General features: G+C 69.4%; 9 protein-coding genes. 5 read left to right on the top strand and 4 right to left on the bottom strand.

What is annotated here, in order from left to right; genetic code table 11:
• Positions 1 to 193 precede the first annotated feature (193 nt).
• Positions 194 to 2,761, bottom strand: coding sequence for a cyanophycin synthetase (gene cphA, locus AC07YS_RS17465; protein ID WP_495268859.1), 2,568 nt, complete (start codon positions 2,759 to 2,761; stop codon positions 194 to 196).
• An 87-nt stretch (positions 2,762 to 2,848) separates the two neighbouring features.
• Entirely contained in the window at positions 2,849 to 5,092 is a 2,244-nt protein-coding gene (locus AC07YS_RS17470) for a cyanophycin synthetase (RefSeq protein ID WP_260685188.1), read from the bottom strand.
• A gap of 139 nt (positions 5,093 to 5,231) precedes the next feature.
• Between AC07YS_RS17470 and AC07YS_RS17475 the strand changes: the two genes are divergently transcribed.
• The 3 genes from AC07YS_RS17475 (at position 5,232) to queC (ending at position 8,796) form a co-directional block, all read left to right on the top strand.
• Positions 5,232 to 7,520, top strand: a complete 2,289-nt coding sequence (locus AC07YS_RS17475) for a cyanophycin metabolism-associated ABC transporter (RefSeq protein ID WP_492686239.1) — start codon at positions 5,232 to 5,234, stop codon at positions 7,518 to 7,520.
• Positions 7,520 to 8,005 (top strand): cyanophycin metabolism-associated DUF1854 family protein, encoded by a 486-nt coding sequence (locus AC07YS_RS17480; RefSeq protein ID WP_495268858.1) that lies wholly within the window; start codon positions 7,520 to 7,522, stop codon positions 8,003 to 8,005. Before AC07YS_RS17475 ends, AC07YS_RS17480 begins: the two co-directional genes overlap by 1 nt.
• 86 nt (positions 8,006 to 8,091) lie before the next feature.
• Complete coding sequence (gene queC, locus AC07YS_RS17485) at positions 8,092 to 8,796, top strand: 7-cyano-7-deazaguanine synthase QueC (protein WP_095743689.1); 705 nt, start codon at positions 8,092 to 8,094, stop codon at positions 8,794 to 8,796.
• Here queC and AC07YS_RS17490 read toward each other — a convergent pair.
• Positions 8,778 to 10,589 carry an ABC transporter ATP-binding protein/permease gene (locus AC07YS_RS17490; RefSeq protein WP_495268857.1) on the bottom strand — a complete coding sequence of 604 codons (1,812 nt, stop codon included), beginning with the start codon at positions 10,587 to 10,589 and terminating at the stop codon, positions 8,778 to 8,780. The genes queC and AC07YS_RS17490 overlap by 19 nt on opposite strands.
• A 106-nt stretch (positions 10,590 to 10,695) precedes the next feature.
• Positions 10,696 to 11,256: a phosphonate degradation HD-domain oxygenase gene (locus AC07YS_RS17495; protein WP_495268856.1), complete on the bottom strand. Its 561-nt coding sequence runs from the start codon at positions 11,254 to 11,256 to the stop codon at positions 10,696 to 10,698.
• 207 nt (positions 11,257 to 11,463) lie between these two features.
• Here AC07YS_RS17495 and AC07YS_RS17500 point away from each other — a divergent pair, with 207 nt between their 5' ends.
• Both AC07YS_RS17500 and AC07YS_RS17505 read left to right on the top strand, forming a co-directional pair.
• Positions 11,464 to 12,498 carry a putative 2-aminoethylphosphonate ABC transporter substrate-binding protein gene (locus tag AC07YS_RS17500; RefSeq protein ID WP_062481319.1) on the top strand — a complete coding sequence of 345 codons (1,035 nt, stop codon included), beginning with the start codon at positions 11,464 to 11,466 and terminating at the stop codon, positions 12,496 to 12,498.
• A gap of 22 nt (positions 12,499 to 12,520) precedes the next feature.
• A complete protein-coding gene (locus AC07YS_RS17505) occupies positions 12,521 to 13,594 on the top strand; it encodes an ABC transporter ATP-binding protein (RefSeq protein WP_070060031.1) in 1,074 nt (357 codons plus the stop codon).
• Positions 13,595 to 13,738: the final 144 nt, after the last annotated feature.

The raw sequence follows: 13,738 nt of genomic DNA on the forward strand, positions 1-13,738 counted from the left end.
AGGCGCGCCGTGCGAGCGGACATGAGGAAAACAAAAGCACGCAGGGCGCGACCGGTCCCCAGTGTGGGCCGGGCGCCCGGGCCGGGCTGTGGGACAAGCCGCGCGCCGTGGAGCGGGCCGGACGCGCCCCTGCGTGTGGGACACGTCCGTCAGCGCAAGGAGGGCGGGCCTCCTGCGCTGCGGGGCGGGCGGATCAGCCCTGCGCGATGCGCTGCGCGAGGTGGGCCAGCGCCTCTTCGACCTGGTCGACGAGGATGAGCGACAGGTCGCCCGGCTGCAGCCGCGCCAGCGCGGTGTCGATGGCGACGAACTCGCCGCGGATCTCGTCGATCTGGCGCGTGCGCGATGCGCCCTGCAGGCCCTGGCGCAGCAGCGCCATGACCTCGCCGTCGGCCCGGCCGCGCTGCGCCGCGTCCTGGTACAGGATCACGTCGTCGAAGGCCTGGCCGAGGATCGCGGTCTGGTCGCGGATGTCGGAGTCGCGCCGGTCGCCCGCGCCGCTGATGACCACCGAGCGCTTGTTGGCGGGCATGGTGTCCACGGCCGACACCAGCGCCTTCATGGCGTCGGTGTTGTGGCCGTAGTCGGCGATCACGGTGGCGCCGCGGTAGTCCATGACGTTGAAGCGCCCGGGCACGCCGGCCGCGTCGTTCATGAAGCTCGACAGGCCGCTGCGGATGGTGTCCCAGTCGAGGCCCACGGCCCACGCGGCGGCCACCGAGGCCATCACGTTGTCGACCTGGAAGCCGATGGTGCCGCCGCGCGTGATCGGCACGTCGCGCAGCGCGATGCGTTCGCGCCACGAGCCTTCGGCGGCCACCAGCGTGTCCTGGTCGACGTACACGGTGCGCTTGCCCTGCGCGCGGTGCGTGGCCATCACCGGGTGCATGCGGTCGGCGGTGAAGAAGATCACGTTGCCGGGGCAGCCGGCCGCCATGGCGGCGACGTTCACGTCGGCCGCGTTGAGCACCGCGTAGCCGTCGGGCGCCACGTTGCGCACGATCACGCGCTTGAGCACCGCCAGGTCTTCCACCGTGGTGATGTAGTTCAGGCCCAGGTGGTCGCCGCTGCCGATGTTGGTGACCACGGCCACCTCGCAGCGGTCGAAGCCCAGGCCCTCGCGCAGCACGCCGCCGCGGGCCACTTCGAACACGGCCGCGTCGACGTCGGGGTGCATCAGCACGTTGCGCGCGCTCTTGGGGCCGCTGCAGTCGCCGCTGTCGGTCTGGCGGCCGTTGACGTACACGCCGTCGGTGTTCGTCATGCCGGTGCGCAGGCCGCTGGAGGCAATGATGTGGTTGATCAGGCGCGCGGTGGTGGTCTTGCCGTTGGTGCCGGTGACGGCCACCACGGGAATGCGGCCGTCGTCGCCGGGGGCGAAGAGCGTGTCCATCACAGCCTCGCCGACCGCGCGGCCGCGGCCGAACGAGGGCGAGATGTGCATGCGCAGGCCGGGCGCGGCGTTCACTTCGACCACGCCGCCGTGCTGCTCTTCGAGCGGGCGCAACACGTTCTCGCAGACCATGTCGACGCCGCAGATGTGCAGGCCGACCATCTGCGCCGCATCGACCGCGCGCGCGGCCACTTCGGGGTGCACGGTGTCGGTGACGTCGGTGGCGGTGCCACCGGTCGAGAGGTTGGCGTTGTTGCGCAGCACCACGCGCTGGCCCAGCTCGGGCACGCTCTCGGGCGTGAGGCCCTGCGACTCGAGCCGGCCGATGGCGATGTCGTCCAGGCGGATCTTGGTGAGCGAGGTGGCGTGGCCCTCGCCGCGGCGCGGGTCGAGGTTCACGGTGTCGACCAGCTGGCGCACGGTGGAGCTGCCGTCGCCGATCACCTGCGGCGGGTCGCGGCGCGCGGCGGCCACGAGGCGGTCGCCGACCACCAGCAGGCGGAAGTCGAAGCCGGGCAGGAATTTCTCGACCATCACCTCGCCGTACACGGCGGCCGAGTCGTAGGCCGAATTCAGCTGCTCGCGCGTGGTGATGTTCACCGTCACGCCCTTGCCCTGGTTGCCGTCCTGCGGCTTGACCACGACCGGCAGGCCGATTTCTTCCGCGGCGGCCCAGCCGTCGTCGGCGCTGCTCACGGGGCGACCCAGCGGCACCGGCACGCCGGCGGCGTTGAGCAGCTGCTTGGTGAGTTCCTTGTCCTGCGCGATCGATTCGGCCACGCCGCTGGTGCTGTCGATTTCGGCGGCCTGGATGCGGCGCTGCTTGGAGCCCCAGCCGAACTGCACCAGGCTGCCGCTGGTGAGGCGGCGGTACGGAATGCCGCGCGCCACGGCGGCGTCGACGATGGAGCCGGTGCTCGGGCCCAGGCGTTCCGACTCGTCGAGGTCGCGCAGCTCGGTGATGGCGGCGTCGGCGTCGAAGGGGGTGTCGGCCAGCGCGGCCTGAATCAGGGCCTCGGCCAGCGCGAGGGCGCGGCGGCCCACGTCTTCCTCGGTGTACTGCACGGTGACCTGGTACACGCCTTCTTCGGTCGTGGGCGCGGTGTTGCCGAAGTTGACGGCGCAGCCGGCCTGGGCCTGCAGCGCCACGGCGGCGTTCTCGAGCACGTGGGCCAGCGCCAGCGGCTGGCCGAGCACCATCGGGTGCAGCTCGCCGATGGTCGGGAAGCGGGCGCGCAGGCGGGCTTCGAACCCGTCGAGCTTGCCGACGGCGTTCTCGTCGCCTTCGCAGGCCACGACGGCCTCGATGGTGGTGTGGCGGCTCCAGAGATTGGGGCCGCGCAGGGCGCGGATGCGGGTGACTTTCATGGGGCTACGGCACGGGGCGCGCGGTTGCGGTGATCTTGCGGTGTGACCAGGGCGCCGGCCCCGCGGGTGGCGGGGCGGCGCATCGTGTCATGCCAGTTGTAGTTGGGGCGAAAGGGGCGAGGCCTGCGACAGCTGCAGCGAGGCCAGGGCCGCCTGCAGGTCGGCTTCGAAGGCTTCGACACCGGCGCCGATCAGGTTGAGCGGAATGCCCATGGCCCAGGCGGCGGCCACGGCGGCCAGCAGGCTTTCGAGGCTCACGCCGACGTGGGTCGCGCGCCAGATGGTCAGGCGGCCCAGGCCGGGCAGGAACGATTCGCTCGTGCCGTTGGCCAGCACCACGCGGTCCTGGCGCACCAGCACGGCCTTGCCGCCTTCGGCCTGGTGCGCGGCGAGCGCGGCGGCCTGCGGGTCGGCCGCATACAGGATGACGGCGCCATCGCACAGCGGCGCCAGCGCGGCGATGCGCGGCTCGTCGGCGTTCAGCACGGCCGTGCCTTCGCCCAGCACCACGTCGACCTGGGTGCGCAGCACCTTGACCATCTGGTCGCTCTCGGTGATGTCGTAGTCGGCCAGGGCTTCGCAGCCTTCGAGGTCGGTCACGATGCCGACTTCGCAGCGGTCGTAGGCCAGGCCGTCGCGCAGGATGGTCTCGGCGCCGTTCTCGATCACCACGGCCTCGACGGCGCGGTTCACGAGCAGGCGGTGGCCGGCGTCCCAGTTGGCGCTGTCGCGTGCATCGACGCGGCGGCGTTCCAGGAACAGGCCGTCGCGGCAGGCCAGGCCGGTGTGGCGCCCGCCGAGGTTGATGAGCCAGGCCACCAGCCGTGCGAGCACGGCGGTGTCGCGCGAACCGGCCACGCCCACCACGGGGATGCGGCCGGGCGCGTCGTTCGGGAACAGGTGGTCGCAGATGGCGCGGCCCACGGGGCGCGGCGAGCCGATGGCCGGCTTCAGGTGCATCAGCAGGCCGGGGCCGGCGTTCACCTCGACGATCGCGCCGCCCTGCGGGCCCAGCGGCTTGGAAATGTCTTGCGCGACCATGTCGATGCCCGCGATGTCCAGGCCGACCACGCGGGCGGCGAGCACGGCGGCGTGCGCCACCTCGGGGTGCACGAGGTCGGTGCAGTCGTAGGCCATGTTGCCGTTGCGCTGGATCGTCACCACGCGCCCGGCGGCGGGCACCGAGTTGCCGTCCAGTTCCTGGCGCTTGAGCTCCAGCTGCAGCTTGGCGTCGGTGGCCAGCACGATCACGTCGAGCGGGAATTCTTCTTCGGCGCCGCGGCGCGGGTCGCTGTTGAGCTGCTTGTCGATCAGCCCGGCCACGGTGCTGGTGCCGTCGCCGGTCACGGTGATGATCTCGCCGCGCGCGGCCGCCACCACCTCGCCGCCCACCACCAGCAGGCGGTGTTCGTGGCCGCGGATGAAGCGCTCGACCATCACGTCGCTGCCCTCGGGCTCGGCGACCGCGAAGGCGGCCATGACTTCCTCGCGCGTGGTCAGCTCGAGCGACACGCCGCGGCCGTGGTTGGCGTCCGACGGCTTCACGACCACGGGCAGGCCGATGTCCTCGGCGGCTTCCCAGGCTTCCTCGGGCGACTCGACCACCTGGCCGTGCGGCACGGGCACGCCGCAGCTGGCCAGCAGCGACTTGGTCAGTTCCTTGTCGCTGGCGATCGATTCGCCGATGGCGCTCGTGTAGTCGGTTTCCGCGGTCCAGATGCGCTGCTGGTTGGCGCCGTAGCCCAGCTGCACAAGGTTGCCGCTGTTCAGGCGCATGTGCGGAATGCCGCGGTCGGTGGCGGCGGACACGATGGCCGCGGTGCTCGGGCCGAGGTAGCAGTCCTCGACCTTGGCCTTGACGGCCTCGACGGCCGTCTGCACGTCGGCGGCGGTGAACGGGTCGTTGTTGATGGCCGCCATCAGCAGGCGGTGGCCTTCGGTGAGCGCCACGCGGGCGACCTGCTCGTCACGCGCGCGGAACACCATGCGGTACACGCCGTGCTCCGAGGTGCTGCGGGTCTGGCCGAAGCCGGTCGGCATGCCGGCCAGGTTCAGCAGCTCGATCACGACGTGTTCGAGCACGTGGCCCGACCAGGTGCCTTCGGTCAGGCGCTGGATGAACCCACCGCGCTCGCCCACGCCGCAGTGGTGCTCGATGAGCGCCGGCAGCAGGGTGGTCAGCCGGTCGGTGAAACCGTCGATCTTGTTGGAGGGGAAGTCTTCCAGTTGGCCCAGGTCGAGCCAGACTTCGAGCACCGGACGGTAGGTCCAGAGGTTGGGACCGCGCAAATAGTTGATGCGCAGCAATTGGATGTCGTCGAAACGGGTCATGCAAACGTTCGATGTGCTTTGGCCGAGCACCACGGCGCCTTCAAGCGCACCCATGGCGATCGGTCAGAATCGGCGCCCGACCAAGGACGCCATGACGCGGTCCCAGCGGCCCGCGACGGGCAAGAGTCAAATAAACACAATGCAACATCACGATCCAGTCGGCGCCCAGGCGGGCGAAACGGAGGCGGTCTCAGGCGTGCTGAAAAGCCGACTCGCAGGCGCTGAAAACGTTTCGGTAACACTTGCGGTTGACCTCGACGACCAACTTCGCTTCGCCACGGGCCTCGTCGCCCTGACCGACCAGCGGCTCATCGCCCTGGAACCCGGCGGCGAGTGGCGTGAGTGGCCACTCACCGATCAGGCCTTGGAAATGCGTCTTTCCGACCATGCGGGCGTCGGAACCCTCGACCTCATCGGCCCCGCCGGACAGCTCGCCCGCTGGCGCTACACCCTGGCCGGCCAGCCGGCGGCGCTCAAGCTGCTCAAGCTCTTCGGCCAGCGCGCCGCACCCGCTGTCGCGAAGGCGACAGAAGAGGTGCCCGAACTTCTCGACGTCGACGGCACCGACACCGAGCTCCAGACCCCGCCCTCGACCTGGGTGCTGTTGCGCCTGGGCCGCTTTGCCGGGCCGTACCGCAAGCAGCTGATCCTCGGGTTTGTCCTGACCCTGATCTCCACCGCCGCCACGCTGGTGCCGCCGTACCTGACCATCCCGCTGATGGACGACATCCTGATCCCGTTCCAGAACGGGCAGAAGATCGATTCCGGCCGGGTCGGCCTCTACCTGGGCGGCCTGCTGATCGCGGCGCTGGTCGGCTGGGGGCTGGGCTGGGCGCGCACCTACCTGCTGGCGCTGGTGTCCGAGCGCATCGGCGCCGACCTGCGCACCACCACCTACGAGCACCTGCTGACCCTGCCGCTGGACTACTTCGGCGGCAAGCGCACCGGCGACCTCATGGCGCGCATCGGCTCCGAAACCGACCGCATCAACGTCTTCTTGTCGCTGCACGCGCTCGATTTCGCCAATGACGTGCTGATGATCGTCATGACGGCGGCCATCCTGATCTCGATCAACCCGCTGCTGGCCGTGGTCACGCTGGTGCCGCTGCCCTTCATCGCCTGGATGATCCACGTCGTGCGCGACCGCCTGCGCACCGGCTTCGAGAAGATCGACCGCGTCTGGTCCGAAGTGACCAACGTGCTGGCCGACACCATCCCCGGCATCCGCGTGGTCAAGGCCTTCGCGCAGGAGCGCCGCGAGGCCGAGCGCTTCCGCGTCGCCAACGCCTACAACCTGCAGGTCAACGACAAGCTCAACCGCACCTGGTCGCTGTTCACGCCGACCGTGTCGCTGCTGACCGAAATCGGCCTGCTCGTGGTCTGGGCCTTCGGCATCTGGCAGGTGGCGCGCGGCAGCATCACGGTGGGTGTGCTCACCGCCTTCATCGCCTACATCGGCCGCTTCTACACGCGGCTCGACTCGATGAGCCGCATCGTCTCGGTCACGCAGAAGGCCGCCGCTGGCGCCAAGCGCATCTTCGACATCCTCGACCACGTGAGCAACGTGCCCGAGCCGGCCAACCCGGTGAAGGTGGAGCGCGTGCAAGGGCGCATCGAGATGAGCGGCCTCGGTTTCCGCTACGGCTCGCGCGCCGTGATCCACGACCTCGACCTGACCATCGAGCCCGGCGAGATGATCGGCCTCGTGGGCCACAGCGGCTCGGGCAAGAGCACGCTGGTCAACCTGATCTGCCGCTTTTACGACGTGACCGACGGCGCCATCAAGGTCGACGGCACCGACATCCGCCGCTTCGCCGTGGCCGACTACCGCCGCCACGTCGGGCTGGTGCTGCAGGAGCCGTTCCTGTTCTTCGGCACCATCGCGCAGAACATCGCCTACGGCAAGCCCGACGCCACGCGCGAAGAAGTCGTCGCGGCGGCCCGCGCGGCCCACGCGCACGACTTCATCCTGCGCCTGCCGCATGGCTACGACTCGCTGGTGGGCGAGCGCGGCCAGGGCCTGTCGGGCGGGGAGCGCCAGCGCATCAGCATCGCGCGCGCGCTGCTCATCGACCCGCGCATCCTGATCCTCGACGAGGCCACCTCGGCCGTGGACACCGAGACCGAGAAGGAAATCCAGAAGGCGCTCGACAACCTCGTGCAGGGCCGCACCACCATCGCCATCGCCCACCGTTTGTCCACGCTGCGCAAGGCCGACCGCCTCGTGGTCATGGACCGCGGCGAGGTGGTCGAGGTCGGGCCGCACGACGCGCTCATGGCCAAGCAGGGCGCCTACTGGCGCCTGTACCAGGCGCAGCTGCGCCAGGGCGACGAAGACGATGTGAGCGAAGGTGCCGCCGACGAGCGCGCCAACGCCCAGGCGCCGCTGGCCGTGAGCCACGCCGCCCATCCGGCAGGGGACGTGTGATGAGCAGCAGCACCAATACCAACACCAGCTTCGAACTCGCACGCGACACGTTCGGGCGTCTCGTGCTGACCGACGCGCAGGGCGAGCACCACGTGGGCGTGACGCCCGTGCGCGCCTTTCCGCTGAGCGCGCCCAACGAGGGCGTGTCGCTGGTCGGCAGCGAGGGCCGCGAACTCGTGTGGGTCGACCGCGTCGACCAGCTGCCCGCGCCCACCCAGGCGCTGCTGACCGAAGAACTCGCCGTGCGCGACTTCGCGCCCACCTTGCTGAAGCTGCACGGCGTGTCGAGCTTCGGCGTGCCCAGCACCTGGACCGTGAGCACCGACCGTGGCGACACCAGCTTCGTGCTCAAGGCCGAGGAAGACATCCGCCGGCTCGAAGGCGGCGCGCTGCTCATCGCGAGCGCGCACGGCGTGCAGTTCCGCATTCCCGACGCGAAGGCGCTGGATCGCGCCTCGCGCAAGCTGCTGGAGCGCTTTCTCTAGAAGCAGCGCAGAACAGGGCGGCCCGCAGCATCGATCGGCTGCGAAAATCGCGCATTTGCACTACAACGGCCCCGCCGTTGACGGACATGCCCCTGCACACCACCGCCCTCGTTCTCTTCTCCGGCGGCCAGGACTCGGCCACCTGCCTGGCCGAGGCCCTGTCCAAGTACCAGCGCGTCGAAACCCTGGGCTTCGACTACGGCCAGCGCCACCGCGTCGAGCTCGACGTGCGCGGCACCGTGCTCGCGAAGATGCGCGAGCGCTTTCCCGAATGGGCGCCGCGCCTGGGCGAAGACCACGTGCTCACGCTGGCCGCGCTGGCGCAGCTCGGCGGCTCGTCGCTCACCGAAGAAGTCGCTTTCGCCATGCAGGCCGACGGCCTGCCCAACACCTTCGTGCCGGGGCGCAACCTGCTGTTCCTCACGCTGGCGGGCGCGCTGGCCTACCGGCGCGGGCTGCAGGTGATCGTCACCGGCGTCTGCGAAACCGACTTCTCGGGCTACCCCGACTGCCGCGACGACACCATGAAGGCCATGCAGCTCGCGCTGTCGCTCGGGCTGGAGCGCCGCCTCGTGATCGAGACGCCGCTCATGTGGATCGACAAGGCCGAGACCTGGGCGCTGGCCCACCGGCTGGGCGGCCAACCGCTGGTCGACCTGATCGTGGAAGAAACCCACACCTGCTACCTCGGCGACCGCGAACACCGCCAGGCGTGGGGCTACGGCTGCGGCGAATGCCCGGCCTGCGACCTGCGCAAGAAGGGCTGGGAGCGTTACGTCGCTGCGGCCTGAGCCGCTGTAGAGGTATCGAGCCGGTAGCGCGCGCCGCCGGCTGCGCTTTCGTCCTGCGGCACCAGCGTCCACCGCTGGCCGTGGAAATCGCCCACCGCCGGCCGGTGCGCAATCGACACCATCGCACCGCCGCCCGCGCGCACCGTGTCGGCCAGCCGCTGGTAGAGCACGGCTTCGGCCGGTGCATCGAGCGCGCTGGTCACCTCGTCGGCGAAGAGCCACGCCGGCTTCTTCAGCAGCACCCGCGCGATCGCCAGCCGCTGCTGCTCGCCGCCCGAGAGCTTCTGGCTCCAGGCGTCGCTGTCGTCGAGCCGGTTCGCGAGGTCGGGCAAGAGCGCATCGACCAGCGCCTGGCGCAGCTGGTCGTCGCTGAAGCCGGCGGCCGGGTGCGGGTAGGTCAGCGCCTCGCGCAGCTTGCCGTCGGGCAGGTAGGGGCGCTGCGGCATGAAGACCGCGTCGGCCGGGGCCTGCACCTTGCCGCTCGCGAACGGCCAGATGCCCGCGAAGGTGCGGAACAGCGTCGACTTTCCGCTGCCCGACGGGCCTTGCAGCAGCACGCTGTCGCCGGGGCGCACCGCCAACGCGGCGCCGGCCAGCAGCTGCGTGCCGTTGGGCAGCGCGAGCGTGAGGTCGCTGGTGCCCAGCGCGGCGGCGCCTTCTTCGCGCTGCAGGGCGTCTTCGCGCGTGGCGTGGGCGCGCATCGCGTCGTCGAAGCTGATCAGGCGGTCGGTGGTGGCGCGCCAGACGGCCACCTTGTCGTAGTTTTCGACGAACCAGCTCAGCGATTCCTGCACCTTGTCGAAGGCCGAGGAAATCTGCATGAGGGCACCCAGCTGAATGGCGCCGCTGAAGAAGCGCGGCGCTGACACCAGGAACGGGAAGATCAGCGAGGCCTGACCGAACATCGCGGTGAAGGTGACCAGGTTCTTCCGTTTCTTGATCAGCTGCAGGTAGTTGCGCAGCACCGCGCCGAAGCGCGTGTCGAGCTGGCCACGCTCCACTGTTTCGCCGTGGTCGAGTGCGATCGCTTCGCTGTACTCGCGCACGCGCACCAGGTGGTGGCGGAAGTCGGCCTCGAAGCGCTGCTGGCGGAAGTTCAGGCCGATCAGCGGCCGGCCGATGAAATGCGTGATGACCGTGCCGACCACGCAGTAGACCAGCGCCAGCCACACCATCGAGCCGGCGACCTGGTAGGTGCTGCCGCCCAGTGACAGGTCGAAGGTGCCCGACAGGCCCCACAGGATACCGATGAAGCTCAGCAGCGTGACCACCGCGTTCAGCAAATCCATCGACAGCACCATCGTGGCATTGGTGAACATCTGCATGTCCTCCTGGATGCGCTGGTCGGGGTTGTCGGGCGTGACGCCGTCGGCCTGCGCGTAGCGCGCCAGCTCCAGGTGATAGAAGGTCCGGTCGGCCATCCAGCGGTCGAGGTAGTTCCGGGTCATCCAGGCGCGCCAGCGCAACTGGAGCATCTGTGTCACGTAGAACTTCGCCACCTGGATCGCGATGTTGAAGAAGGCCAGCACGGCGAACACGCGGATTTCGCGCCAGAAGACCACCGCGTCCTTGTTCTGCAGCGCATCGTAGAAACGGCCGTACCACTGATTGAAGAGCACCAGCGCGTACACGTACGCCAGGTTCAGCGCCACGATGCCAGCGAACATCAGGCGCGCCCGCCATTTCTCCTCGTCCGAGTTGAAGTAGGGCGCCGCGAGCCGCAGCACGCGGCGCACGACCTGGACGAACGTGCTGACACGCGCCGCGACAGTGGGGGATGGAGCAGATGACATGCGGATTTCCTCGCAGGCGCCGATGCGCCGGACCTCGTGAGGCGTCCATCGTAGACAAGTGCGTCTTAAGCGGGGCTGAAGGCGGCTCCCGCCGCCCCGCCAGTCCTCAGCGCAGCATCACGCGCGCCGCCGTCGCCAGGAAATGCGCCAGCGGCGGCGTTCGCAGCCCCTCGGCCTTGGCGGCCTCGTCCCACAGCCGCAGCCGCACCGCGTCGCCCGACCACGGCAGGCCCGCAAAGCGCTGCGCCGCCTCGTCGTCCATCACGCCGCCCTGCAGCGCCAGGCTGCGCACCGAATCGGGCGAGAGCTTCGACACGTAGCCCGGGCGCGTCGCGCACAGGTAGCGCTTGGCGTCCACGTGCAGGCGGATCGGTTCGCGCACCGCCACGTCGAAGGCGCCGCGCAGCAGCGGCAGCGCGATGTCCTGGTGGCGGTCGTCAATGCCCAGTTCGGTGGGCGAGAGCGACAGCGTCTGGTGCTCGGCGATCAGCAGGTGCCCCAGGTCGTGCAGCAATGCGGCCGTCACGAGCGTGTCGCCGGCGCCGGCCTGTTCGGCCAGCCAGGCGCATTGCAACGCGTGCTCGAGCTGCGACACCGGCTCGCCCGCGTACGCCAGGCCGCCGCGTTCGGCGAACAGGCGAGCGATCTCGGCGAGGTCGAGTGTCATGGGATTGCAAAAGAACGGTGTGCGACAGCCTGTACAGGCTCGCGTCGCTCGATGACAGCTGTGTGACGAAAGTGCAAACGCCGCAGCGCGGGTACGGCCGTGTGACAAACCTTTGTCACATAGCGCTGCGAGCATCGCTGCGTTCACGGCCCCGGCCGTGTTTTCTTTTTGCGTACACCGCCTGTTCTTACCTCGAGGGAATCTCCCATGCTGCATCGTCGTCTGATGTGGGCCGCCGTGCCCGCCGCCTTGTTCTCGCTGGCTTTCGCCGCCTCGGCCCAAGGCCGCACCGAGCTGCTGGTCTACACCGCGCTCGAAGCCGACCAGGTGCAGGCCTACAAGGCCGCCTTCGAAAAGGAGAACCCGGCCATCGAACTGAAGTTCGTGCGCGACTCCACCGGCATCGTCACCGCCAAGTTGCTGGCTGAAAAGGCCAACCCGCAGGCCGACGTGGTGTGGGGCCTGGCCGCCACCTCGCTGATGCTGCTGGACAAGGAAGGCATGCTCCAGCCCTACGCCCCCAAGGGCCTGGACGCCATCAAGCCCACCATGCGCGACACCGCCAACCCGCCCAAGTGGGTCGGCATGGACGTGTGGTCGTCGGCCATCTGCTTCAACACCGCCGAAGCCACGAAGAAGAACCTGCCCAAGCCCACCAGCTGGGCCGACCTGACCAACCCGGTCTACAAGGGCCAGATCACCATGCCCAACCCCGCGGCATCGGGCACCGGCTACCTCATGGTGTCGGGCTGGATCCAGATGATGGGCGAAGACAAGGCCTGGAAGTACATGGACGCGCTGCACCAGAACATCGGCGTGTACAGCCTCTCGGGCAGCAAGCCCTGCCGCCAGGCCGGCGCCGGCGAGTTCGCGCTCGGCATGTCGTTCGAATACCGCGCCAACAAGACCAAGCGCGACGGCGCCCCCATCGACATCGTGCTGCCCAAGGAAGGCCTGGGCTGGGACATGGAAGCCACCGGCATCATCAAGACCAGCAAGAAGCAGGACGCCGCCAAGGCCCTGGCCGACTGGGCCGTGACCAAGCAGGCCAACGAGCTGTACGCGAAGAACTTCGCCGTGCTCGCGCTGCCGGGCATCCAGGAAAAGCTCGAGTTCGTGCCGGGCGACGTCGAGAAGCTGCTGGCCAAGAACGACTTCAACTGGGCTGCCGCCAACCGCGACCGCATCCTGACGGAATGGTCGAAGCGCTACGACGCCAAGGCTGAAAAGAAGCCGATGTGATCGGGGTTCCGGGCAGCCGCACATGACCAGTTTTCTTTCTCTTCGCGGCATCGGCAAGTCCTTTGGCGCCACGCGCGTGCTCGACGGCATCGACCTGGACATCGAGCCCGGCGAGTTCGTCTGCCTGCTCGGTCCTTCGGGCTGCGGCAAGACCACGCTGCTGCGCATCGTGTGCGGCATCGAGCGCGCCGACAGCGGGCAGATCCTGCTCGGCGGCCAGGACATCGCGGGCCTGCCGCCCGCGGCGCGTGGCTTCGGCGTGGTGTTCCAGTCGTACGCGCTGTTCCCCAACCTCACGGCCGCGCAGAACATCGCCTACGGCCTGCACCCCACGGGTGCCTTGGCGCGCGAGATGGCCAAGCGCTCGCGCGAGATGCTCGACCTGGTCGGCCTTACCGCGCATGCCGACAAGTACCCCGTGCAGCTCTCGGGCGGCCAGCAGCAGCGCATCGCGCTGGCGCGCGCCCTGGCGCCCAACCCGCGCCTGCTGCTGCTCGACGAGCCGCTCTCCGCGCTCGACGCGCAGGTGCGCGCGACGCTGCGCAGCGAAATCCGCGCGCTGCAGAAGCGCCTGGGCATCGTCACCATCATGGTCACGCACGACCAGGAAGAAGCCCTCTCGATGGCCGACCGCGTGGTGCTGATGCACAACGGCCGCATCGAGCAGGCCGGCACGCCCGACGAGCTGTACCGCAAGCCGCGCACCCGCTTCGTGGCGGGCTTCGTGGGCCGCATGAACATGCTGCCCGCCACCGTGCTGGCCGACGGCAAGGTGCGCGTGCGCGACAGCGAACTGTTCTGCGCGCCCGGCAGCCTCAGCGTGGGTTCGCAGGCCACCGTGGGCATCCGCCCCGAGCATGTGGTGGTGAAGCGCTTCGGTTCCGAACTCGGCACCAACAGCTTCGCCGCGCGCCTGCTCGACACCGAGTTCTTCGGCAACCGCACCTCGGCCCGCCTGGCCTGCGAGCCGCTGGGCATCGAGATCGAGGCCGAGCTGCCCGCCGATGCGCGCAGCGGCGGCGAAGAGCCGCTGGTGCCCAGCAGCATGGTGCACATCCAGCTTCCCTTGAACGCGCTGTCGGTCCTGGCGCAATGAAATGACATCGGGCTTGTCGGTGCCTTGTCGTTGGGAGCGCAGTCCTTCAGGGCGCGCTCCCGCCGACGGGGTGCCTTGCTCCGCGAATGTCCCCCGCCCTTCGGGCTCCTCCTTGATTTCGCTGCGCAAGGCACCCCATCGACG

The organism is Variovorax sp. GW458-11-26-14-LB1 (assembly GCF_059423965.1).

Excerpts from the sequence above, each read along its gene's own strand:
- queC (WP_095743689.1), top strand. The coding sequence starts at position 8,092 with ATGCCCCTGCACACCACCGCCCTCGTTCTCTTCTCCGGCGGCCAGGAC.
- AC07YS_RS17480 (WP_495268858.1), top strand. The coding sequence starts at position 7,520 with ATGAGCAGCAGCACCAATACCAACACCAGCTTCGAACTCGCACGCGAC.
- AC07YS_RS17500 (WP_062481319.1), top strand. The coding sequence starts at position 11,464 with ATGCTGCATCGTCGTCTGATGTGGGCCGCCGTGCCCGCCGCCTTGTTC.
- AC07YS_RS17495 (WP_495268856.1), bottom strand. The coding sequence starts at position 11,256 with ATGACACTCGACCTCGCCGAGATCGCTCGCCTGTTCGCCGAACGCGGC.
- AC07YS_RS17490 (WP_495268857.1), bottom strand. The coding sequence starts at position 10,589 with ATGTCATCTGCTCCATCCCCCACTGTCGCGGCGCGTGTCAGCACGTTC.
- AC07YS_RS17505 (WP_070060031.1), top strand. The coding sequence starts at position 12,521 with ATGACCAGTTTTCTTTCTCTTCGCGGCATCGGCAAGTCCTTTGGCGCC.
- cphA (WP_495268859.1), bottom strand. The coding sequence starts at position 2,761 with ATGAAAGTCACCCGCATCCGCGCCCTGCGCGGCCCCAATCTCTGGAGC.
- AC07YS_RS17475 (WP_492686239.1), top strand. The coding sequence starts at position 5,232 with ATGCAACATCACGATCCAGTCGGCGCCCAGGCGGGCGAAACGGAGGCG.
- AC07YS_RS17470 (WP_260685188.1), bottom strand. The coding sequence starts at position 5,092 with ATGACCCGTTTCGACGACATCCAATTGCTGCGCATCAACTATTTGCGC.